Origin of the sequence: Streptomyces sulphureus DSM 40104 (assembly GCF_000381025.1) — a bacterium.
Classification (GTDB): Bacteria; Actinomycetota; Actinomycetes; order Streptomycetales; family Streptomycetaceae; genus Streptomyces; species Streptomyces sulphureus.
Genome location: NZ_KB905814.1, coordinates 534020 through 556700, shown reverse-complemented (window position 1 = coordinate 556700; position 22681 = coordinate 534020). Strand labels below are relative to the sequence as shown.

Annotated in this window: 20 protein-coding genes; 2 read left to right on the top strand and 18 right to left on the bottom strand. The window is 72.7% G+C overall.

From position 1 onward, the window contains the following. Nucleotides 1-157: 157 nt before the first annotated feature. Nucleotides 158-751 carry a suppressor of fused domain protein gene (locus F603_RS0106605; protein WP_019545224.1) on the top strand — a complete coding sequence of 198 codons (594 nt, stop codon included), beginning with the start codon at nucleotides 158-160 and terminating at the stop codon, nucleotides 749-751. Nucleotides 752-801: 50 nt separating this feature from the next. Here F603_RS0106605 and F603_RS0106600 read toward each other — a convergent pair whose 3' ends face one another. Then, nucleotides 802-1695, bottom strand: a complete 894-nt coding sequence (locus F603_RS0106600; protein WP_019545223.1) for a glycosyltransferase family 2 protein — start codon at nucleotides 1693-1695, stop codon at nucleotides 802-804. A gap of 286 nt (nucleotides 1696-1981) precedes the next feature. Here F603_RS0106600 and F603_RS0106595 point away from each other — a divergent pair, with 286 nt between their 5' ends. Then, the gene (locus F603_RS0106595) at nucleotides 1982-2503 is read left to right on the top strand and encodes an HAD domain-containing protein (RefSeq protein WP_019545222.1); all 522 of its coding nucleotides are present in this window, start codon (nucleotides 1982-1984) and stop codon (nucleotides 2501-2503) included. A 31-nt stretch (nucleotides 2504-2534) separates the two neighbouring features. Here F603_RS0106595 and F603_RS35740 read toward each other — a convergent pair whose 3' ends face one another. The 17 genes from F603_RS35740 to F603_RS33390 are packed head-to-tail and all read right to left on the bottom strand — an operon-like array spanning nucleotide 2535 to nucleotide 22677. Continuing rightward, nucleotides 2535-4970, bottom strand: coding sequence for an acyl-CoA dehydrogenase family protein (locus tag F603_RS35740; protein ID WP_019545221.1), 2436 nt, complete (start codon nucleotides 4968-4970; stop codon nucleotides 2535-2537). Between the two features lie 15 nt (nucleotides 4971-4985). After that, nucleotides 4986-6503: a class I adenylate-forming enzyme family protein gene (locus F603_RS31750; protein WP_019545220.1), complete on the bottom strand. Its 1518-nt coding sequence runs from the start codon at nucleotides 6501-6503 to the stop codon at nucleotides 4986-4988. A 54-nt stretch (nucleotides 6504-6557) separates the two neighbouring features. Next, nucleotides 6558-7229: a formyl transferase gene (locus F603_RS0106580; protein ID WP_106431246.1), complete on the bottom strand. Its 672-nt coding sequence runs from the start codon at nucleotides 7227-7229 to the stop codon at nucleotides 6558-6560. Beyond that, nucleotides 7226-7993, bottom strand: a complete 768-nt coding sequence (locus F603_RS31745) for a WbqC family protein (RefSeq protein WP_158678618.1) — start codon at nucleotides 7991-7993, stop codon at nucleotides 7226-7228. The genes F603_RS0106580 and F603_RS31745 overlap by 4 nt, the downstream gene beginning before the upstream one ends. Then, nucleotides 7990-9108, bottom strand: a complete 1119-nt coding sequence (locus F603_RS0106570; protein ID WP_019545217.1) for a glycosyltransferase family 2 protein — start codon at nucleotides 9106-9108, stop codon at nucleotides 7990-7992. The genes F603_RS31745 and F603_RS0106570 overlap by 4 nt, the downstream gene beginning before the upstream one ends. 40 nt (nucleotides 9109-9148) lie before the next feature. Next, on the bottom strand, nucleotides 9149-10276 hold the full coding sequence (locus F603_RS31740) for a DegT/DnrJ/EryC1/StrS family aminotransferase (protein ID WP_019545216.1): 1128 nt from the start codon (nucleotides 10274-10276) through the stop codon (nucleotides 9149-9151). Nucleotides 10277-10293: 17 nt separating this feature from the next. After that, entirely contained in the window at nucleotides 10294-11355 is a 1062-nt protein-coding gene (locus tag F603_RS0106560) for a glycosyltransferase family 2 protein (RefSeq protein WP_019545215.1), read from the bottom strand. Beyond that, nucleotides 11352-12395, bottom strand: coding sequence for a phytanoyl-CoA dioxygenase family protein (locus tag F603_RS0106555; protein ID WP_019545214.1), 1044 nt, complete (start codon nucleotides 12393-12395; stop codon nucleotides 11352-11354). Before F603_RS0106555 ends, F603_RS0106560 begins: the two co-directional genes overlap by 4 nt. A gap of 58 nt (nucleotides 12396-12453) precedes the next feature. Next, nucleotides 12454-14250: an ABC transporter ATP-binding protein gene (locus F603_RS31735; protein ID WP_019545213.1), complete on the bottom strand. Its 1797-nt coding sequence runs from the start codon at nucleotides 14248-14250 to the stop codon at nucleotides 12454-12456. Continuing rightward, nucleotides 14237-16165, bottom strand: a complete 1929-nt coding sequence (locus tag F603_RS0106545; protein ID WP_078503573.1) for an ABC transporter ATP-binding protein — start codon at nucleotides 16163-16165, stop codon at nucleotides 14237-14239. The genes F603_RS31735 and F603_RS0106545 overlap by 14 nt, the downstream gene beginning before the upstream one ends. Before the next feature lie 48 nt (nucleotides 16166-16213). Beyond that, complete coding sequence (locus F603_RS0106540) at nucleotides 16214-17332, bottom strand: nucleotidyltransferase domain-containing protein (protein WP_019545211.1); 1119 nt, start codon at nucleotides 17330-17332, stop codon at nucleotides 16214-16216. Further along, entirely contained in the window at nucleotides 17325-18200 is an 876-nt protein-coding gene (locus F603_RS33400) for a phytanoyl-CoA dioxygenase family protein (protein WP_019545210.1), read from the bottom strand. The genes F603_RS0106540 and F603_RS33400 overlap by 8 nt, the downstream gene beginning before the upstream one ends. A 53-nt stretch (nucleotides 18201-18253) precedes the next feature. Continuing rightward, complete coding sequence (locus tag F603_RS33395; RefSeq protein WP_019545209.1) at nucleotides 18254-18991, bottom strand: polysaccharide deacetylase family protein; 738 nt, start codon at nucleotides 18989-18991, stop codon at nucleotides 18254-18256. Further along, the gene (locus F603_RS31720) at nucleotides 18988-20187 is read right to left on the bottom strand and encodes a DegT/DnrJ/EryC1/StrS family aminotransferase (protein ID WP_019545208.1); all 1200 of its coding nucleotides are present in this window, start codon (nucleotides 20185-20187) and stop codon (nucleotides 18988-18990) included. The genes F603_RS33395 and F603_RS31720 overlap by 4 nt, the downstream gene beginning before the upstream one ends. Then, nucleotides 20184-21128, bottom strand: a complete 945-nt coding sequence (locus F603_RS0106520) for an NAD-dependent epimerase/dehydratase family protein (protein ID WP_019545207.1) — start codon at nucleotides 21126-21128, stop codon at nucleotides 20184-20186. Before F603_RS0106520 ends, F603_RS31720 begins: the two co-directional genes overlap by 4 nt. Next, on the bottom strand, nucleotides 21125-22036 hold the full coding sequence (locus F603_RS0106515; protein ID WP_019545206.1) for an NAD-dependent epimerase/dehydratase family protein: 912 nt from the start codon (nucleotides 22034-22036) through the stop codon (nucleotides 21125-21127). The genes F603_RS0106520 and F603_RS0106515 overlap by 4 nt, the downstream gene beginning before the upstream one ends. Next, a complete protein-coding gene (locus tag F603_RS33390) occupies nucleotides 22033-22677 on the bottom strand; it encodes a dTMP kinase (RefSeq protein WP_019545205.1) in 645 nt (214 codons plus the stop codon). Before F603_RS33390 ends, F603_RS0106515 begins: the two co-directional genes overlap by 4 nt. Between the last annotated feature and the right edge of the window lie 4 nt (nucleotides 22678-22681).

The following is a 22681-nucleotide window of genomic DNA, read 5'->3' as shown; positions in this document are numbered from 1 at the left end:
GTCGGTACCACCTCCTCCGGCCGGTCCCCCTCGGGGGAGAGCCCGCTCGTACGCCTTGACCGGCCGTCAACGGTAGCACCCAATCACCCTCCCGATGACCGAACTCCGTGCTGTGCCCGCCTCTTCGTGCCCGTGCGCGGCACCGTAGGCTCGTCGCATGTCGGACGTTCTGCACCAGGTCGAGACGAAGCTCAGCGAGGCGCTGGGGGAGCCCGACGCACGGGCCGCCCTCACCTTCGTCGGCACCGAGCGCATCGAGGTGCTGCGGTTCCTCGACCCCGGCGAACGGCTCGTCCGGTACGCGACGCTCGGGATGTCGGCGGCGCCGATGACCGACCCGTCCGCGATCGTCGCGGAGCCCGAGCGGGGGCCGCGTGCCGAGCTGCTGCTCTCCGTCAGGGCGGGGCTCTCCGACACGGACAAGGTGCTGCGGCCGCTCGCGGTGCTCGCCGCCTCGCCGCAGGTCGAGGGTGTGATCGTGGCGCCCGGCGCCTCGTTGGACGTCGGGGAGCCGCTGTGGCCAGGGGCGCCGTTCACCTCCGTCCTCGTGGCCGAACCCGGCGGCCTCGTAGGGGACTTGGAGCTCGGCCCGCCCCGCGAGCCGGTGCGCTTCCTGCCGCTGCTGCCGATGACGGCCAACGAAGCGGCCTGGAAGCGGGTGCACGGTGCGGAGGCGCTCCAGGAGCGTTGGCTGCGACACGGCACGGACCTGCGCGACCCGCAGCGGCAGGCGGTCCGGCTGGAGGACTGACGGGCGGGGTCGGCCGAGGCCGACTCCCGTCCGCCACGGCTCCGCCGGACTCAGATGATCGGAGGGCGTCCGTGCCGGGTGAGGCGCCACACCGTCCGCCAGGACATCGGCCGGCGCTCGCCGTGCCCGCCGCGCAGCCCCTCCACGGTGCCGCGCAGCCACACACGGAGGTTCCCCGACGCGCGGAACCGCCACAGGCTGATCAGGGTCCACGCCCCCACGTAGACGGGCACGAGCGGCGCGGGGAGGCGGCGGTAGGCGACCCACGCCCTGTTGCGCGCCACCAGCCGGTAATAGGGGCCGTGCCGTGCGGGGTCGGTCGCCGGGTGGTGGACCTCGACGTCGGCGGCGTACCAGCCGATCCCGCCCCGGTCCCAGAGCCTCCACGAGAGGTCGACGCCCTCGTGGAAGAGGAAGAAGTGCCCCGGCCAACCGCCCGCCTCGGCAAAGGCGGCCCGGCGGACGAGCACGACGCCCTCCGCCATCACCGTGACCGCGCCCGACCGGTGCGTGTCACCCGACCGCAGACGCGGGACCCAGCGGCCGAGCGTCTTCCCCGTTTCGGGGTCCGCGATACGCGGTTGCACGTAGGCGGCGTCGGGGTGCTGGTCGAACTTCTCGATCAGGCGGGCCAGGGTGTCGGGCTCGGGGAGGAGGGCGTCGTTGTCGAAGAAGAGGACGAACTCGCCGCCGCCCTCCGCGAGGGCGTCGGCGCCGATGTTGCGCCCCTCGGGGATGCCCGTGTTCTCCGCGAGGGCGACGCTCCGGACGCCCTCGGGGACGAAGTCGGGGACGACTCCGTTGCCGACGACCATGACGCGCAGGTCCACACCGCTCTGTGCGAGCACGGACTCCATGGCCGCCTCGAACTCGTCGCCTCGGTCGTTCATGGTGAGCACCACCACGTCGACCGCGCGCTTGCCGGGTGCTTCGTCGTGGGCCACTGTGTCCTGATCCTTCGTCGTCCCGGTTGCGGCGCCCGCCCGGTGGTGGGCGAGGCGGAAGGCGCGGTCCGAGTGCTGTGGCGGCAGCGGTGCGGCGGTGCAGCCCTCGACGCGGCTCCGCGCAGCGTACCGCCTGCACGGCAGGGAGCCGACGCCGCGTGCGACGGGCCGCCCGCGGGTGAACGCCCCCCGGACGGGCCTGAGTTACCCTCGGCCGAGCAGCAGCGGGGGCCATGCTCTCGCGGCGGTGCGTACACCCTCTCCACCGGCCGAGGACAAGGACGCGATGACTTCCCAACGGTTACTGGCGCTGATCGACGTCGACGGAGTGCTCAACCCCTACGGCGCGCCCTCCTGCCCGCCCGGGTACACGGAGCACGAGCTCTTCGAAGGGGAGCAGGTCCGGGTCAACCCGGCGCACGGTGCGCTGCTCCGCCGGCTGGTCCCGCACTTCGACCTCGTCTGGGCGACGAGCTGGGAGCAGGACGCCAACAGGTTGCTCGCTCCCCTGCTGGGGCTTCCCGCGCTGCCGCTCGTCGAGTTCCCGCCGCATCCGGGAGGGCACTACGACAAGTTTCCCGAGATCGCGCGCGCGGTCGGCGACCGGCCGGCGGCCTGGCTCGACGACCTGCACAGCGAGGCGGCGTTCACGTGGGCGGCCGGACGCCGCGAGCCCACGCGGCTGGTCCCCGTCGACCCCTGCACAGGACTCCTGGAGGAGCACATCGACGAGATGCTGCGCTTCGCCCTGGAGACCGGGGCGGCGGCGGGGGACCGCACGGGATCGGCGGCGCCCTCGCCGGAGTGAACGTCGTGCGGCGCGGGCGCGCGGCCGGGAATCACAGCAGGCGCACCGACGAATCCGCCAGCGTCAGCAGCCCGTTGGCCTTGAGCAGCCGGTCGTTCGCGTAGTTCAGGGCCGCCGACCGCAGGTCGCGCAGCGTCCGCTCGAACGGGGTGGCGGCGTTCTTCATGTACCCGGATCCGAGCCCGGCGATCTGCACGCAGCGGTCGGCGGCCTCGAACGTGGACTCGGCGGCCGCGACCTTCAGGGCGTTGAGGTGCACCTGCACCGCAGGGGAGTCCACGCGCTCGCCCGCGAGCCGTGCTGCGGCGACCTCGTCCGTCACGCGGTCCAGGTAGGCGGCGACCAGCTCCAGGGGGTGCCGGACGCGCGCCACCCGCTCCTGCAGAAGGTCGGAGGAGAGGTCGGCGCTCCCCGGGCGCCGGGGGGAGCGCAGGAGCGCCACCAGGTCGCGCAACGACTGGTGCGCAGCCCCCAGCCAGCACGCCGACCACCCGATGTGCGCGAGCGGCATGAAGCTCTCGACGGCCACCTCGCGGAACTCCCCGCGTGCGCCGACGATCTGCTCCTCTGTCACCACGGCGTCGAGCTGGACGGCCAGGCTCTGCGTCGCACGCATGCCGAGGGGGTTCCAGCCGCCCGTGACCTCGACCGTCGCCTCACCGCGTGCGACGTAGACGAGGGTCACCTCGTGCGCCGCGGCGTCGGGGCGGTCCCGCATGGTGACGACGTAGGCGTCCGCGTGGGCGCCTCCAGTCACGACCGGGGCGTCACGGGAGAGGCGGAGTCCCTGCGCCGTCTCCTCAAGCGGCGAGGCGCTGGTGAGGAGGTGGCCGCCGGTCTCCCGTTCGGAGGTGATCGAGGCGAGGTAGACCTCGCCGGCGGCAATCCTGGGCAGTACGCGGCGGCGCAGGCTCTCCGTTCCGAACCGCACAAGGGCGTCCGCCTGCTGGCAGTGCATGGCGAAGACCATTGCGGTGGAAAGGCAGCCGCCCGCCAGCGTCCGCGACACTTCGACAAGGTCCCGCAGACCCCCGCCGAGCCCGCCGTACTCCTCCGGCACCAGGAGGCCCATGAGGCCGGACTCGCGCAGCGCGCGGAGACTCTCCACGGGGAACTCGGCCTCCGCGTCGGCTTCGCCTGCGCCGTCCCGCAGCCCGGGGACGAGCGAGGCGGCGAGCTCCACCGGGTTCTTCCCGGCAGGCGCCGGGCGGGGCGCAGGGGTCTGCCCGGCCGCGGCCTCCTCACCGGCACCGACGGTCGTTCGGGTGATCACCTGCTGCGTCGCGGAGACGAACTCCCCTCCGCGTACCACCACTTCGGTGGGGCACGCCCGGCCGAGGAACGCGATCAGGCTCGCGCTGAGCCCGTACGCGCCGACGTTCGGGATCACCAGCGCGTCGCCGACCCGCGGTTCCGGCATCCGCACCGCGGCGCCCAGGACGTCGCTCGGGGCGCAGAGCGGGCCTGTCAGGGTCACCTCGGTCTCCGCCTCGGCGGCGTCGCAGTCTGCCGGGCGGGCCGAGAGGGGAAGCATCCTCCGCAGGCCCGACATCCCGCCCAGGTGGTTGATGCCGGAGTTGAGGACGGCGTAGCAGGTGCCCTTGCTCCGCTTGACGTCGGTGACGGTCGTCACCAGCCGACCGGCGGCGCCCGCCAGGTACCGGCCCGTCTCGAACGCCAGGCTCGGGCGGTCCGCCGGGAAGTGCCGGTCGAGCGACGCCTCCAGCGCCGTGCGCAGCCGCGGATAGCCGGGGCGTTCGCCCGGACGCGCGTAGGGCGCCGCGAAGCCGCCCCCGAGGTCGAGCACGGTGACCGGAAGCCGGTGGACGTCGCGGAGGTGCGCCGCGGTGGCGATGCTCTCCTCGAACGACGCGATGAGGGCGTCCTCGTCCCGCGCATTGCTCAGCGGGAAGAAGTGCAGGCCGACCACGGTGACACCGTCGACCGCCGACGCGGCGCCCGCCCACGTTTCGGCCTCGTCGAGGTCGAAGCCGAACTGCGAGGGCCGCCCCGTCATGCTGATCGCCCCGCGGCCCCGCGTACCCGTGGCGTTGACGCGCAGCAGACACCGGGCGGCGACCCCGGCCTGCCGGGCGGCGGCGCCTATACGGCCGAGGTCGGTCAGGGACTCGGCCGAGTACGTGCCGACGCCCAGCTCGACCGCGTGGCGGAGTTCGGCGTCGGTCTTCCCGGGCCCGGTGTAGAGGCAGTCCTCGGGGCGGAAGCCGGCCGCCAGCGCGTCGGAGAGCTCCCCTCCGGAGCTGACCTCGGCGCAGCAGCCCAACTCCCGCAGCTCGCCGACGACATGGGGATGCGGGTTCGCCTTGAGCGAGTAGAAGAGCGTGGCGTTCTCGGGGAGGGTGGCGAGGAGTCCGCCGACGCCGGTGCCGAGCGGTTCGAGGTCGTAGACGTACAGGGGGCTGCCGTAACGGGCCGTCAGCCGGCCGGTGTCGTGGGCTTCGGTCAAGGTCGGTCTCCTCACTCACTCGGTGGGCCGTGGGCCCGACGCACCGCGTCGGACCGCGGCCCCGACCGCCGCGGCGACCCGGAGACGGTCGATCTTGCCGTTCGCGGTGAGCGGCAGCGCGTCGAGGACCATGCAGCGGTCCGGCCGCTTCTGCGGCTCCAACCGCGCGCCTACCGCACGCAGTACGTCCTCGGGGGCGACGGGGCCGCCGACCACCAGCCACAGCTCGCCGTCCGCGGCGTCGGGCAGCGCCACCGCGCGGGAGACGAGGGGGACGTCCTCGGCCGCCGCCTCGATCTCGGCGGTGCTCGTCCGCACGCCGTGACGCTTGAAGAGGTCGTCCCCACGGCCCTCGAAATACAGCCGCCCCTCCCCGTCGAGGTACCCGAAGTCGCCGGTGCGCAGCTCGCGTACGCCGGAGGGCCCGACGGTACGGAAGCGGCGTGCCGTCTCCTCCTCCGCTCGCCAGTAACCGCCCATCACGTGCGGGCCGCGTACCGCGATCTCGCCGACCCGCCGCGGGGGCAGCGCGTTGCCCTCCCCGTCGAGGATCAGGATTTCGGTGCCGGTGAGCGGCCGCCCCAGGGAGCCCTCGCGGACGAGGTACTCGTCGGGTTCGCCGATCGACACGCGCTTGCACTCGGTGATGCCGTACATGAGCACGACCGACGAGCCGGGGAACAGTCTGCGGAGCTCGTCCGCCGTGCGGCGGCCGAGTCGGTCGCCCGTGTTGGTGAAGAGGCGGACGGGCGGCAGCGCCGGCGAGCCCCGGCCCGCGAGCCGGGCGAGCAGCCCGGCGAGGGCGGGGACGAGGGGGACGACCGTCGGTGCCCAGGCGCGGAGGTCGCGGAGGAGGGTGAGGGTGGTCTCGGTGCGGGCCAGGTACAGGGTGGCGCGGGCGAGCGTGCACAGGAAGAGCTGATACAGGCCGTAGTCGAAGGACATCGGCAGGCGGAGCAGGACGCGGTCCTCCCTGCGGTAGCGCAGGCGTTCCGCGATGGCCTCCACCGCGAAGAGCAGCGCGGCGTTCTCCGTGACCACCCCCTTGGGCCCTGCCGTGCTGCCCGAGGTGTACATCAGCAGCACGGTGTCGTCGGGGCAGCGGCGCAGGGGCGGTGGGGCGGCGTCCGATGCGGCGACCGCCGGCCACACCTCGTCGACGGCCAGCTCCGCCGGCTCAGGCTCCGTCCCCGGCCCGGTGAGGACCAGGGCCGGGCTCGAGTCCTCCACCACCTGCCGGAAGCGGAACGGTGTCGTCTCGTGACCGAGGGGGACGAGGACGGCGCCGGCCATCGACGTGCCGAAGACGATCGCCGCGAGGCGCGGGGAGTTGGCGCTCCTGACCACCACGCGGTCGCCGGGACGGACGCCCCGCCGGGTGAGCCAGTTCGCGAACCTCCGGCTCGCCGCGCGGAGTTCGGCGTAGCTCCAGGCGGCTTCCGTGTCGGCGACGGCCGGCTGCTCCGGTGCCTCGTCGGCCGCGTGGTCGAGGAGGTCGTGGAGGCGGGCGTAGGGGGGACGGCTAGCGGGCATCGGGCTCCTTTGCGCGGCGCGCGTGCGCCGGTCGGGGCCGCCGCGTGCGCCCGGTCACCCGGTCTTCTCCTCGCCTGCTGCCGCCAGCAGGGCGCGGGACCGCTCCCTCGTCCAGTCGAGGCGCTCGCCCAGACTGCCGTTCGCGCTGCTGTAGTGCATGACGGCACGTCCGTCGTCCTGGGGCCGCGCGGGGAGGGTGTCCAACCGCGGCAAGGTCTCGGATATCAGCACCTTCCCCACCTCCATGGCGCGGTGCCACACGTCGCGCACCTCGTCCACCTCGGGCCAGATGGAGAAGGCGGCCTCCGAGACGACGGGTCCCGAGTCGACGCCGCCGTCGATCTCGTGGATGGTGACGCCGCTGGTCCGCTCGCCGTTGCGGAGCGCCCAGTTGACGGGCCGCACGCCGCGGTATTCGGGCAACTTGCCAGGGTGGAAGTTGAGAATCCTGCCGCAGGAGTCGATCAGGGAGTCCCGGACGATCCGGTCGTAGAGGACGCTGAAGACGAGGTCGAACCGCCCCGGTACGAGGACGCGCCAGTCCCCGGAGCGGACGATCTCCACGTCGGGCCAGCGAGCGGCCACGTGGCCCGAGAGGGAGAGGTCCCACTCCGGCTCCTCCGCCGTGACGACGACGGTGCTCAGCCGCACGTCCGGCAGGGCGGCGATCGTCTCGCAGGCGTGGGCGGCCAGTCGGCCCTTGCCGAGCACTGCTGCCCTTCTCATCGTGTTTCCTCCTTTCCGCCGGCGGGCCAGCGGGCCGCCGGAACGCTCCAGGGGACGGTGGTCGCGGAGGAGGGGGCAACGGACTCCCGAAGGAGGTCCGCCGCGCGCTCCCCCTGGTGGAACAGGAGGTCGACGGCCGACAGTTGGGGGTGGAAGGGGAGTCGGCCGCGTGCGTACCGCACGGGGCGGTAGGTCGAGTACGTGCTGGCCACTCCGGCCGCCGCGAGCTCCGCGTCGTCCACGTAGAGCCGGCCGCCGGGGCCGGAGACGTAGGTGTCCGCGCCGGTGCGTCGGCACATCTCCGTGAGGAGTGCCGTCTTCCTTCCCGTCAGGCCCAGGGGGCCGGACCGCGACAGCGGCGTCTCGATCGCGAAGCAGCGCCGGAGGTACCGGATCACTGCGAGGTTCAGGTCCACCAGCAGCTCCCAGCGGCGCGCGTAGAGGGACTCGAAGAACGCCGCGTGCCGGGCGAAGTGGGGCGCCGAGCGGTAGCAGGCCACCAGCGACCGCCAGTGCTTCGTCCGCCAGCGGCCCTCCGGGTCTGCCGTCTCCACCTCGGCGCACGCCTGGTGGAAGCGGCCCCTGGCGCGGACGGGGACGGACAGCAGCGTCTGCCCGTGCGGGCCCGCGATGCGGTTGCGGCTCTGGAAGCTCTTCTTCTCGAACTGGACGTGGTCGACAAGGAGGAACGCGTCGACCTCCAGCATCCTGGCGAAGAACCCCGGATACGGCAGGTAGTCCGGCTGGTGCCCGGCGAGCCTCATGCGGGGACCGCCCCCGTGGGCCGTCGGGAACCGCCCTTCGTCCACCACCGGTCGGCGGCGGTGACGTGCTCCTCGTAGTCGGCGATGGTGAGACCGATCTGGTCGAGGTAGTGCGGCAGCAGCAGTACTTCGGGCAGCGGGTGCTTGTTCACCATCGAGACGAGGCCCGTGGACTTGGCCGTGGCGGCGCCGCGGGCTCCGCCGTGGAAGAGGTCGAGGGTGACCGCGGACGACACGAAACCGAACTCGGCGCCTGCGCGATGGAGTCGGAGCCCCAGGTCGAGGTCCGCGTACCAGCCCCGATGGTCGTCGAACCCCGCATCGAGTCCGCCGAGCTCCTCCCACAGGGACTTCGGCAGCGAGTGGTTGCCGAACCGCATCGTCAGCCAGCCGCACCGCAGGGTGTGGGCGCCTCGGGCGAGGACCGCGTCGAGGTCGGCGTACTCGGGGGTGCGGGAGGAGAGGTACTCCAGCTTCGCGAAGCCGCCCCGGGCGTCGTCGAGCGTGATGGGCTTGCGGTCGAGGCCCAGGTACCTGGTGGCCTCGGGGAGCCAGCCCAGTCCTTCGTGGCGGCCGAGCGCGGCGAGGTGTGCCGGGTCCACCTCGCTGCTGGTGGGGTCCTTGAACAGGACGCTGTGGAACAACTGGCGCTGCCGTCCGCAGCCGGCCCACCGCGTTCCCGGCCGGTCGCGCGACGCGGCGCGGTAGGCCTCGAGGTGCGCGCGCAGCGTGTCCGGCGCGAAGACGGCGTGGTCCAGGCCGAGGAGGACGAGTTCCGCACGCGCCTGCTCCACCCCGTGGTTGAAGGCGTGGCACAGCCCCGCGTGCGGACGGCGGAGTACGCGCAACGGGAGGTCGAGGTCCCAGCGCGCGCTCTCCTCGGCGAGGTCGTAGTCGCCCCCGTCGTCGACGAGCACCACCTCGAAGTGCTCCTTGCCGACGGTCTGCCGCTCCAGCGAGGCGAGGCTGAGGCGGAGCCGCCGCAGCCCGGGGTCTCCCTCGTACCCCGAGGTCTCCAGCCGGGACCAGGAGCGCAATGTTCCGTGGTAGGTCCCCGTGCTGCGGTCCGTGCGGTAGGACGGGATGACGACGCTGATCAGCGGTTCGGTGCTCATCGCGTAGTGCTCCTCTTCGCTGCGGTGCCCACCGGCCGGCTCATGCGGCGTCCAGTGCGGCGGCGAGGCAGTCGACGACGTAGTCGAGGTCGTCCTCGGTCAGTTGGGGATACATCGGCAGGGAGAGGATCTCGCCGGCCAGCCGCTCGCTCACCGGGAGCCGCCCCGCGAGGTCGAGATGCGCGAACGCCTCGGTGAGGTGGATGGGCCGCGGGTAGTGGACGCCTGCTCCCACGCCCGCCTTCCGCAGGGCGGCGAGCACCGCGTCGCGCCGCCCGCCCGGGACGCGGGTCACGTAGATGTGATGCACGTGGCCGGAGTGTTCGGCCGGGACTCGGATGCGGTCGGTGAGGCCGCGCTCCGCCACGCGGCGCGCGTAGCCGGCCGCGTGCTGCCGCCGCTGCGCGTTCCACTCGTCGAGGTGAGGCAGCTTGACGCTCAGCACGGCTGCTTGGAGGGAGTCCATGCGGCTGTTCTGGGCGGCCACGAGGTGCTCGTCGGCCGCTGTCCCCCCGTGGTCGCGCAGCTTCCTCGCCCGCTCGGCGAGCGCGTCGTCACCGGTGACGATCGCCCCGGCGTCGCCGAACGCGCCGAGGTTCTTGGTCGGGTAGAAGCTGAAGCAGCCGAGGGCGCCGACGCTCGCCACCCGGTGCCCCTCCTGGACGGCTCCGTGGGCCTGCGCCGAGTCCTCCAGCACGGCGAAGCCGTGGCGCTCGGCCAGGGCGAGGAGGGGGGAGAGGTCGACCGGGCGCCCGTAGAGGTGGACCGGTATGACGGCGACGGTGCGCGAGGTGACGGCCTCGGCGACGAGCTCGGAGTCGAGGTTGAAGGTGACCGGGTCGACGTCGACGAGGACCGGTGCGGCACCGGCGAGGACGATCGCCTCGGCGGTCGCGATGAACGAGTTCGCCGCTGTGATCACCTCGTCTCCCGGGCCCACGCCGAGTGCCTTGAGCGCGACGACGAGCGCGTCGGTCCCGTTGCCGACGCCGATGGCGTGCCGGGTCCCCAGGTAGTCGGCGAACTCCTCCTCGAAGGCGTCGCAGTGCTCGCGGAGGATGAAGGAGGTGGTGTCGATGATCTTGGCGAAGCGCTGCTCGATCTCTGCACGGACGGTCGGCATCTGCGCCGACAGGTCGACGAACGGAACCGTCTTGTGGGCGGACATCAGAACCTTCCCCTCGGTCAGTGGGAGGCGGGCTGGTGGGGGCTGCGGGCGGCGCCGTCCGGGACGGCGTGGCCGGCGCGGCCGGCCGGCGTCCACCAGCGCTCGGCGGACCGCAGCAGCCGTGCGTACTCCGCGATGCCGAGTCCGCGTTGGAAGTACAGGGGCGAGAGGGCGACGTCCATCCTGTTGTGCTTGCTGATCAGGTACGCCATGGCCGGGACGACTCCGAACATGCCGCCCGGCGCGCGCGGGTGCGTGAGGTTGGCCGAGACGGCCTCCGGCGCGTGGCGGAAGCGCACCCCCGCGTCGATCAGCCGGATACCCAGCTCCAGGTCGAGGTACCAGCCGCCGAAGGAGTCCAGCGTCTCGTCGAGCCCGCCGATCTCGCGCAGGGTCGTCACCGGGAGGGAGTGGTTGCCGACCCGCACGGCGAGCCAGCCGCCGGGAAGGGTGTGGCAGTGTCCGGAGGCGACGGTCCGCTCGATGTCCTGGAACTGCGGGGTGGTGCCTGCCAGGGCGAGGACTTTGTCGAAGTCGCCCGTGACGTCCTCCTCGGTCACCGGCTTCTCCGCGAGGCCCAGGGCCGCGGCGGCCCCCGGCAGCCACCGGGTCTCCTCCCTGACGGCCGCCCGCTCCAGGGCGTGCGGGTCCACCTTCGCCTTGGTGACGTCGGGGAAGAGCTCGGTGTGGAAGAGGATGGTGCAGCGGCCGATCACCAACGCGGGCTGCTCGCCGCCGTGTTCGCTGACGTGGGTGGCGAGCAGGCCGGGTTCCGCGAGCTCGTCGTCGGTGGCGAGCAGCACGAGGGGCGCTTCGGCCGCCTCCACGCCGCGGTTGTATCCGGAGCCCAGTCCCGTCTCCTCGCGGCGCACCACGCGCACCCGGTCCGCCAGCCCCCACTCGGAGACCTGGGCGGCCAGCGGGGGATCGCTCGCGTTGTCGACGAGGACGATCTCGTAAGCGTCTCGGGGGAGGGTCTGCCGGGACCAGGACAGCAGCGCCAGCCGGAGGCGCGAGGTCCCGTGCCGCGCGGCCGAGCAGTGGGCGGGGAGCACCACGCTGATACGGGGCCCCGTCACCGGTCCGCCCCGTCCTCGAAGCGGGCGAGCAGCGCCTCGGCCCGCTCGCGGACGGCCGGGTCGGGATTGCGCGTACTGATCGTGGTGAGGAAGCGGCGGGCGTGCGGGTCGCCCTCGGCCGCCCGCTCGAACGCCTCCTCGTCGCGCTTGCCGTAGTAGGTGCGGTCGTACGGGACGGTGCGCAACTGCCAGGGGTGCCAGTAGTACTGGAACTCGTCGCTCTGCCAGTCAGCGTAGACCTCCGGCCAGTCGAGCTGGCCCCCGCTGGGCTTGAGCATGTGGGGCGTCATGGGATCGGCGGCCCGCTGGTAGCGGAAGTCCGCCGAGATCCTGAGGCGTTCGCCTGAGCGGTTGGGGAGCGCGCCGTGCAGGGTGAGGCTGTGGAAGACCAGGACGTCGCCCATCCGGTACTCGGTGCCGAGCCAGTGCGGGGAGCCCGTGGCGCTCTCCTTCACGCCGAGGCCGCCGATGCCGGGGACGAAGCCGTGCTCCAGTACGCCCTGCCGGTGGGAGCCGGGGCGGAGGGCGACACCGCCCAGCGCCCTGTCCACGTCGCCCATCGGTATCCACGTCGTGTACGAGTCGGCCGTGGCCTGCTCGTGCGGGTAGTCCTGGTGCGGCGGGGTGGCCCCGACCCCGCCCTGCTGCGGGAACATCAGCCGGGCGAGCTTGGCCGGGCGGGGCAGCACCTCCTCGTCCTCGAGGAGCGTGCGGGCGACGTCGAGGAGTGCGGGAGAGTGGGCGAGCGTGTCGTAGCTCTCCAGGCTGACCACCTCGCGGTACGCGGCGTAGTAGCGCGGGTCCGGAGGCTCGCATTCGCTGCCCGGGGCCACGCTGTCCTCCGTGGCCCGTGCGCCGCTCAGCCAGCCGTGCCGCGCGCACACGCCGAGGATGTCGGCGCGCACCGCGGCGACCCGCTCGGGCGGCAGCAGCCCCCGCAGCAGGAGGTAGCCGTCCTCGTGCATGCGCTCCTTGAGCCGGCCGGCCTCGGCCGCTGACCAGACGGATTCCCGTAGCTCGCCGTGGACTTCTTCGATCATGTTCTCCTCCGTTGTCGCGATGCGTTGCGGCGGGGAAGCGGCCGTCGCTGACGGGTCGTCATGCGTATCCCTTGGCCTGCAGGGTGAAGAGCTGCGCGTAGGTGCCGCCGCGCGCCATGAGCTCCTCGTGGCTGCCGTGCTCCGCGATGCGCCCGTCGTCGAGGACGACGATGCGGTCGGCCATGCGGACGGTCGAGAACCGGTGGGAGACGAGCAGAGTCACCGCTCCGCGCCGCGAGCCCGCCGCGCTCGCCTCGGTGAAGCGCTCGAAGAGCGCGTGCTCGGTGGCGGCGTCCAGGCTCGCGCTGGGTTCGTCGAGGACGAGCAACTGGGGCGCGGTGCGCATCGCGGCGCGTGCCATCGCGATGCGCTGCCACTGCCCGACGGAGAGCCCGACGCCCGCGTCCCACCGCTCGCCGAGCTGCGTCTCCAGCCCCTCCGGCAGGCGTTGGAGGACGGCCGTCGCGTCCGCGGTGTGCGCCGCCTGCCGGACGTGCTCCTCGTCGTCGATGGCGGCCAGCCGCCCGACGCCGATCGTCTCGCGCGCCAGCAGTTCGAAGGCGACGAAGTCCTGGAAGCAGGCGGAGAGCGCGTCGCGCCACTGCTCCGCGGGCACGTCGCGCAGGTCCTGCCCGTCGACGGTGATCCGGCCGGAGTCCGGCTCGTACATGCGGCACAGCAGCTTGACGAGCGTGCTCTTGCCGGCGCCGTTCTCGCCGACGAGGGCGACCGTCGTGCCGGGCTCCAGTACGAGGTCCACGTCGCGCAGCACCGGCTTCTCGGCGCCGGGGTAGCCGAAGCTCACGCCGTGCAGCGCGATGCCTCGGCGCATCGTGGGCGGGAGGGCCGGGGGTGCTTCGGCGGGCGGGCCCTCCCGGCCGTCGCCGATCCGCTCCAGCACGCGCAGGAAGCGCCGCCCGTCGGCCATCATCCGCCGCATCCCCGCCACGGCCGTGGTGATCTCGTTGACCTGCTCGTTGAGGCGTATGGCGAGGGAGAGGACGATCAGTGCCTGGCCGACCGTGACGGTCCCCTGCGCTGCTCCCCTGACGAGGACCGCGAGGCCGCCGAGGAACCCGGCGGTGAAGAAGAGCCAGCCGGCCATCGTCCAGGCCGTCGCCCGCCGTTCCGTGCGGTCGCGGACGCCGGTGATGCGGCGCGTCCCGTGCAGGAAACGCTCCGTCAGGTGGCCGCCCAGGCCGAGCAGCCGGACCTCCTTGGCGTGCTCGGGGCGCGTGCCGAGGTCGAAGACCCGATCGGAGAAGCGGACGTGCTCGGCGATTCCGTCCTCGGAGCTCAGCCGGAGGGACTCGGCCCGGCCCGCCGCCATCACGGTCGGCACGGCGGCGAAGATGAGCAGGGACAGGCTCCAGTGCACGCCGGCGAGGGCGACCACCGTCACGACCGACATGATCACGACCTGCACGAGGGCGACAAGCCTCTCGACCAGCGCCCCCAGCGAAGAGAACTGGTCCCGCACGCGCTCGACCTGGTCCAGGTAGTCGGGGCTCTCCAGGTGCCGGGTGCCGACCGGCCGCGTCGCGGCGCGGAGCAGGCGGCTGTCGACGAGGAAGTCGGTCTTCTCGCGGAGCGTCAACTCCAGTTGTCCTGCCGGGTGGTTGAGGGCGGAGCTCCCGGCGTCGCAGACGGCGAAAAGCGCAGCGTAGGTCAGCGCCCCGGCCGTGTTCCCCTCCACGGCGGCGTCGAGCAGCAGCCCCAGCGCGACGGCGTCGAGCGGGGTCAGGACGCCCGCCGCCACCCGCAGCCCGATGACGGCGAAGGTCAGCCGGGCGTCGGCGCGCAGCGTGGTGGAGACCACCAGCCGCAGCACCCGGATCGACTCACGCCCTGCCATCTTCTTCCCCTCTGACGTCGGGGCCGCCCTCGGCCGCGTCGCCGCTCTCGAAGCGGGCCGCCTGGAGGCGGAACATGCGGGCGTACTGCCCTTCCCTGCGCATGAGTTGGTCGTGGCTGCCGCTCTCGGTGATCCGTCCGCCGTCGAGGACGACGATCCGGTCGGCGCGCCTGACGTTGGCGAAACGGTGCGACACGAGGACCGTCGTCACCTCCAGGTCCAGGTCCAGGTCGAGGACGCGGTCGATCATCTCGGCCTCGGCGCGTACGTCGAGGTTGGCGGTGGGTTCGTCGAGCACCAGCAGCCTGGCGCCGTCCATGACTCTGGCCATCGCCCGGGCCACGGCGATCGACTGCCACTGCCCGCCGGAGAGTTCGGAGCCGCCGGAGAACTCGCGGGACAGGACCGTGTCCATACCTTTGGGGAGTCGGGCGATGGTGCCTCCGGCTCCGGCCTGCTCGGCCGCGGCCGCGACGGCGTGCTCGCTCGCCCGGCCGCCGGTGCCGACCGCGATGTTCTCGCGTGCCGAGAAGGGGAAGCGGACGAAGTCCTGGAAGACCGCGGCGACACCGCGGTGCCAGGACGCGGCGTCGAGGTCCGCGAGGTCCCGGCCGTCGACCGTGATCCGTCCCCCTGTGGGGGTCGCGAGGCCGCACAGCAGCCTGATCAGCGTGCTCTTGCCCGCGCCGTTCTCCCCGACGACCGCCAGCGAGCCGCCGAACGGGATCTCCAGGTCGACGCCTGAGAGGACGTCCGTATCCGCCGACGGGTAGCGGTAGGCGACCTTCTCGAAGCGCACGAGAGGGCGTTGGGCGAGCACGGGGGGCGGCCCCCCGCCCTTCGGCTCGCCGGTATGCCCGTCCGGCAGCTGGGCCGCCGCGGCGACGGCGCCGGCGCCGATGCTGATCCGCGAGAGGTCGTTGAAGCTCGGTACGATGCGCCAGATCTGCCCGGCCACCTGTATGTAGAGGGCGGCGTGCGTGAGGGACACCTCGCTCATCGAGACGGTGTAGCCCAGCCATCCGTAAACCGTCAGGTAGCCCAGCGTCACAAGTGCGACGACGGGCAGGAACCGGCGCACCGACGTCCGTCGCCCCTGCCAGAAGGGGCGCATCGCCCGGTGGTAGTGTGCAGCGAACCGCTCCCGGACGAATCCCGCCAGTCCGAAGACCCGGATCTCCTTGCCGGTCGCCGGGTCGAAGGCGAGGTCGCGGAAGTACTCGGCCCGCTCCTGGGCCCGGGTGCGCCCCAGCCATCCCTTGGCCATCTTGGCGTGCTCGTTGCGGAAGTAGCGGTCCCACGGCAGGAAGGTGAGCAGCAGCACCAAGGGCGCCCACCAGGTGAAGGTGGCGAGGACGGCTGCGGCGCTGAGCCCGTGGATGCGGCCGGAGACGAGGCGGGAGAGAGCGCCGACGGCGTGGGACGGGCCGAAGGTGATCGTCCGCAGGTCGCGCGCGAGCGACCTGGCGCGGCGCAGTGCGGGGTCGTCGGCGCGGTCGATCTCCACCGCCCGCAGGTGGGCGTCGATCACCCGGTGGCGCACCCGGACCTCCAGGCGCGTGCCGAGCGCCCTGGAGACGGAGAACTGGAGGGGCGCCGCCATCTGCGAGGCGAAGAACGCCGCGGCGAGTCCGATCACCAGCACGACGAGGCGCCCGTACGCCTCGCTGCCCGTCCCGTCGCGTACCGCGTCGGGCAGCGAGCCGATCGCGAGACTCGTCAACCACATCTGCACCAGCGGCAGAAGACCCGTCGCCACGGTGGTGAGGAGGAGCGCGAAGGTGAGCGCCCGGCCGGCGCCCGGCAGCGCGAGGAGGAGGTGCCTGATGGTGCGCACCGTCTCGCCGCTGCGGGCTCGCGCCCACCACCTTGCCGGAGTCCCGGGGGGGCGGTCCCGCTGCTCGTCCGAGGTCATCTAGGTGCTTCTCACTTCCGACGTTCCGGGGTGTGCAGTGCAGCGCGTTCAGAAGGGGAGGGGGCTCGGCGGGGCCTGGGCTGCGCGTGTGTTGTCGAACATGCGGGCAAGGAGGTCCCCCTGCCACTGGTGGGGCAGCTTGTCGACGGCGCCGATCTCGTGGAGGAACGACGTGTCCGGCGGGCGGAGCGCCGAGAGCACCTCGTCGGGCAGGCTGTCCGGATAGACGGCTCGCGTGTAGTGGAGGGCGAAGTACACCGGCTTCGCGATGCCGTACCGGTGGCACAGGTCGACGAACCGCGGCCAGTCGACCGGTCGGTGCCGGGCGTACATGGCCAGGTCGAGGAACTTGGCGACGGTCAGGTCCTGGCTGAGGTGGACGTAGTGGAGGGTGGTGGCCTCCTTGAAGAGGTGCGTGGCGAGGTCGACCAGCATCTCCTCGTGGGTGAACGCCCGGGCGGGGAAGCCGAACAAGGTCAACTGGCGGGAGCGTTCGCGCAGGTTCCCCGGCGGCAGGTCGTAGCCGCTGCCGGGGAGGAACTGGTTGAGGCAGACGTCGATGACGAAGGTCCCCACGAACCTCTCGCTCGTCGTGCGCCGGAAGGCCAGGTTCGGGACCCGCAGCGCCCAGAAGGCCGACTGCGCGCGCGGCAGCGGGGCCAGCGTGCGCCGGTTCGCCGCGGGGCCGCCCGTGCCGTAGCCGAGCGCCTCCAACTCCTCCCGCACTGTGGGGACTTCGTCCGGCTCGACGATCAGGTCGATGTCGTAGGAGCGCCGGGCGCCGATGTCGCCGTAGACCTCCTGACCCAGGACCGCGCCCTTGCGCACCACGGCTTCGACGCCGCGCTGCCGCAACCCCCGCAGCACCTCGCCGAGTTCGCGCACGAGCGCCTCGTTGCGCACCTCGTTGGCGTGGTGGACGTTGACGAGAAGCTCCTCGTAGAGGAACGACGGCATCGGCTTCAGCATCTCGGGGTGGAGCTGGTATCGCACGAAATTGCGGGCGAAGAGGGGAAGGACCCGGTGGCGGAAGGCCTGGTCGAGCACGAAGGCCCAGTCGACGTCCTCCGCCGACAGCGCGCGCAGCGCCGTGACGTCGTCCGCGGTCAGGTGCGGGCGGGCGGTGTCGAGGATGAGGCGGATCTCCCGCGTGCGGTCTTCACCCATGCCGCTCTCCCGACGCCCCGGCCGGCTGGGCGGTACGGCCGTGCAGGCAGCACGGGCCGTACCCGAGGCCGGCCAGCTCCGGGTGGTGCTCCGCCTCGGGGTACCCGGTCTCCTCGTCCCACTGCCAGCGTTCCGTGTGCCGCGTACGGCTCTTGACGCCGAGGACACGACGGGCCTCGGGCGTCGCGCGGTCCAGCACGTCGGTCGAAAGGGAGCGGCTGAAGTCGATGTACTGCTTGATCCAGGGCTTGGAGAAGTAGCAGGACATCGAGGTGCGGACGGTGTCGGTGCGGTTGGCGCCCGAGGAGTGCCACGCGGAGCCGAGCAGCATGACGCAGGAGCCGGCGGGGGCCTCGATGTTGATCTCTCCCGCGTACGAGCGGGGCTCGGGGTAGCGCGGAATCCAGTGGCTACCGGGGACGATGCGGGTGGCGCCGTTCTCCGCGGTGAAGTCGGTCAGCGCATAGATCGTCACCACGGAGAGCGGGGTGCCGGGGGAGCGCACGTCGTCGTCGGCGTGCAGCCGGTACGCCGGTGCGCCGGGCGGGATGCCGAACGACCAGACGTCCTGGGCGATGAGGTCCTCACCGAGGAGGCGTTCGGCGAGCGGCAGCACCCGGGGGTTCAGGAAGAACGTCTCGAAGAGCTTGCCCTTGTTGGGCAGGTTCTCGACGTGCATCGTTTCCAGGGGCGAGCTGCGCTTGGCCTCCACGCCGGGGTCGTGCGCGTAGAGGTGCTCGATGCGCTCCCTGGCTTCGGCCACGGTCGTCGGGTCCAGTACGTCGTCGACGACGGTGAAGCCGTACAACTCCAGCCGCTCGGCGTGCTCGTCCGGGGTCAGCCCCGGGGGGACGGTGCTCGGTGCCATGCGTGACCTCGGTAAGTCGTGGGTGGGAACGGTGTGTCGGGAAGCGTGCCGCCTCAGTGGTTCACCCGCTGGAAGTGCTTGGCGAACCAGAGGTGCGGGTGAAGGAGGGCGTAGACCGGCGCGCGGCGCGCGTCGAAGTGCTCGCACAGGCACGACCTGTCCTCGGTCAGCTCGCCGCCCTTGAAGGTGCGCCAGTACCAGAAGTGGCCGTCGGTGACGTAGTGGCTCTTCGCGAAGAGGTCGAGCCCGCTGTCGTCGTACGCCTCGTAGCTGAGGCCGAGGTCGGCGGCGGGCGTGCGCCGGAAGTAGTCGAGGTTGTTGTCCGGGGTGATGTCGTTGTGCGACGCGACCCCCTCGATCTCCACGTCGAGCACGCCTTCCAGCGCGGCGACGGAGGCTCTGATCGCCCGCACGGGCTCCACCCCCGCGGACGCCTGGAGGTCGAGGGGCTCGGCGTGCAGGCCGATCTCGTGGCCCATGTCCACGAGGTCCCGCAGGATCGCCAGGGTCTCGTGGCCGAAGGCGTTGTACTCGTTGGCGTGCACCCGGACGAAGTAGGTGGCTTGGATGCCGAGTTCGGCCTCGATGAGCGCCATGGCGGGGGCGCGCTCCGGCATCAGGTCGATGTCGTGCCGCATCACCGCGAGGAGCTGCTCAGGTACGGGCCCCTTCGCCGCGTAGTCCGCGCAGGTGCGAAAGGTGTAGCCGCGCTCCAACCCGAGCGCGAGCGTGTCCCGGAAGTGCTCGTGCCGGTAGGAGCAGGGGGAGGGGGTGGCAGAAGCGGCGCTCATGTGGACAGATCTCCTTCGACTCGTTGCGGTTGCCGTGGGACCTCGGCGCCGAACCGGCGCGCGACGTGGACGACCGCGTCCACCACCCGGGCCTGCGCTCTTTCGGTCAGCCGAGGGTGGACGGGGAGCGACAGCACCCTCGCCGCCTCGTTCTCGGTGACGGGGAGCGCCGTGTGCGCCCCGGGGAAGCGGTCCCGGTAGTAGGGCTCCCGGTAGATCGGCCTGAACTGGCGGGCCGCGTTGCCCCCCGCCAGGCGCACCTGCCGGACGAACTCGTCCCGCCCGATCGACAGCAGCCGGGGCCGCGTTCGGAGGGTGAAGAGGTGCCAGGACGGCCGCGCGCCGGGCCGCACGGTCGGGAGCTCGACCTGCTCCGTCTCCGCGAGGGCCTCGACGTAGGCCTCCGCGATCTCCCGCCTCCTCCTCAGGAAGCCGTCCAGCTTGGCGAACTGCGGAAGGCCGAGGCTCGCCTGCACATCGGACATCCGGTATTTGAGGCCGGGTTGGACGACGTCGCGCCACGCCTCCGCGTCGAGGCTGCGGCGGTCGTCGGCCTCCCACTGCTCGCCGTGCGAGGCGAGGGACCTGGCGCGCTCCACCAGGTCGGTGCGGCCGACCAGCATGCCGCCCTCGCCTGTCGTCATCAGTTTCGTCGCGTAGAAGCTGAACGCCGTGAGGTCGGCGGTGCTGCCGACGGGCCGTCCGTCGAGCGCCGCGCCGAGCGCGTGTGCCGCGTCCTCGATCAGGACCAGACCGTGCCGGTGCGCCATCTGCGCCAACTCGCCCATGGCGCAGGGGTGTCCGGCGTAGTGGACGGGCAGGACGGCGACGGTGCGGCCGGTGACCGCCGCCTCGGCCTTGCGCGCGTCCAGGTTGAGGGTGTCGGGGCAGACGTCGGCCAGCACCGGGGTGGCCCCGGTGGCTGCTATGACGTTGACCGTCGCGGCGCAGGTGAGGGCGGTGGTGATCACTTCGTCCCCCGGCCCCGCGCCGATCGCCAGCAGCGCCAGGTGCAGCGCCGCGGTGCCGGACGACGTCGCGACGGCGTCCTGCGCTCCGGCGAGATCGCGGATCGACGACTCCAGCCTCGCCGTCTTGGGGCCCGTGGTGAGCCAGCCGCTCCGGAGGGTGTCGGAGACCTCGGCGATCTCCTCCTCGCCGATGGCGGGTTGGAAGAACGGCACGGGTTCCGTCATCGCCGCACCTCCCGCCCGCCGGGGCCGCGATACCAGGCCAGCGTGCGCCGGAACCCGTCGAGCAGGGTGACGCGCGGCCGGAAGCCGAGGACGCGCGCGGCAGGTCCGGCGTCGCAGGCGAAGGAGGACGTCACGTCGGCCGGCGACGCATGTGCCGCGACCCGCACCTGCTCGCCCGCCCGCCGCGCGGTCTCCACGAGGTCGAACGGCGACAGCGCGGTGCCGGAGCCGATGTCGAGGGCGCCGTCGTGCAGGGCGTCCGAGGCAGCGACGACGGCGCGGGCCGCGTCCTCGGCGTGGAGGTAGTCCCTGGCGCTGAGCCCGTGGGGACCGGCGCCGACCGTGAACGTGCCGCCGGTGGCCGCGCACCGCGCCAGCGCGCCGACGGCGTTGGTGCTCCCGCCCTCCCCGTACAGGCTCGCCAGCCGCAGCACGGCGACGGGGACCTCCCGGTGCGCGCGGAAGAGCCCGGCCGCCTGCTCCTGGAGCCACTTGCTCCGCCCGTACGCGGTGAGGGGGTCCACGGAGCGTGGGCCGGGACCGGGCGTTCCGCTGGGAAAGCCGTAGATCGCGACGCTGGAGGCGAGCGTGAGGTGGCTCAGCCGGTCGCCGAGAACGTCGAGGAGGTGGAGCAGCGGCGCCACGTTGGCTTGCAGAAGCCGCTCGGGCGCAGGCGACCTGTGTTCGCCCGCCAGGTGGATCAGCCGCACCGGGCCGGAGGGGAGCGCGGCGTGGAGCTGCCTGACCTCCCGCTCGCTCGTCAGGTCCGCACCAGCGCGGATGTCGAAGGGGCCGTCGGGTGCGGAGCGCGCGGTCGCCGCGACCCGCGGCCGGCCGGCGAGTGCCTGCGCTGTCCACCTGCCGAGGAAGCCCGCCGTGCCGGTGAGCAGGACGGTCTCCCGGACCTCTGCCGCGGCTCCCGGGGAGCGTTGCGTCGTCATGCGGCGCCACCGCCGGCAGCCGGGGCGTCGAGTAGCCAGGCGCGGTAGGCGTCGAGCCCCTCCCGCATCGGGGTGCGCGCCTGGAACCCGTAGCGCTCCCGTACGGCGGACGTGTCCACGGCGGCGTCCCAGCCGGGCGCGCCCGGCTCCCAGGTCACGTCGAGAGGGGTGCCGGTGAGCGAGGCGACGGTGTCGACCACCTCCCGCGTCGAGATCCCCGCCGGGCCGCCGATGTTGAAGCTGCCGGCCCACTCCTCCTCGCACGCCCGCCGCAGCGCCGTGACGGCGTCGTCGATGTACAGGTGGTTGCGCCGGGAGTCGGGGCCGGAGAGACGCAGCGGGGAGCCGGACAGCGCGGCCTCCAGCACGAGCATCAGCAGCCGGCCCGTCGAGAGCGGCACCCCGGGGCCGTACACACCGGTGAACCGCAGGGAGCAACCGGGGACGCCGCTCCCCTCCAGTAGCAGCTCGGTGGCGCTCTTCGACCACGCGTAGGCGTTGCAGGCGCGCTTCTCGTGGCGCTCGGTGAGCGGGCCCCGCCGGGGCGCGGCGTACACCATGTAGCTGCTGGCGAACGTGGTGTGGCGCAGAGCGGGCAGCACCTCCAACAGCCGTGTGAGCGTGCGGGGTTCGTCGAGCAGGGACGCCCAGCGTCCGTCGGCGGGCGCCGTGCCCGTGGTGACCGTCCCCGCGAGGTGGACGAGGTGCGTGACACCGTCGAGCAGGGCGCGGTCCGCGGCGGAGAAGGGCCCGTCCGACTCGGCCGTGAGGGAGTGGACGCCCGGCAACTCCGGTGGAGGACGCCGGTCGAGGGCCACCAGCGGCGGGTGGGACGGGGCAGCGCTCCAGGTGCCGAGCACCGCTCTCCCGAGCGTGCCGGCGGCCCCGGTGACGAGGACGGCGGTCACCGGGCCACCGTCCCCCGCCGCTCCCGCAGCACGCGGTCCACCTCGGCGGCGGCGAGAGAGTGCAGCGCGGCCGGGGTGGCGCCCTCCGGAAGGCGCACCGTGCCGGGCGGCAGCACCTCGCCGTACAACTGCTCGGTGCGTTCCTGCAGTTCGACGAAGGCCGCCCGCTCGTCGGAGATCGGGCGGAAGTCTTCGCCCGCCATGTGCCCGCCGATCGACTGGCCGGCGGAGAGCCTCCGCTCAAGCGTCGTCCCCCCGGAGGAGCGGACGTGGAGGACGAGGTCGGGAGCCGGTGCGAAGCTGAAACAGCGCCGGATGAACCCCTCTTCGACGCCGCGGAGCCGCCCGCGGACCAACGTCGAGTAGAGGTACCTGTCGCTGACGACGACGCGCCCCTCGTCCAGAGCCGGCCGCAGGACGCGCTCGTACCGGTGGGCGAGGTCCGCAGCCTCCATCAGCACCATCGTGGTCGGGCGCAGACGGTTGTCGATCTTCAGCCGGGTGATGTGCGGGCCGAGCACTTCGGAGGAGTTCCACGAGGTCTCGACGACCCTCTCGCCCCGCTCGCGCAGCCACCGGGCGAGAGCCTCGCTCAGGGTGGACTTTCCCGACGAGTGGATGCCTTCGACGACGATCAGCACGCGG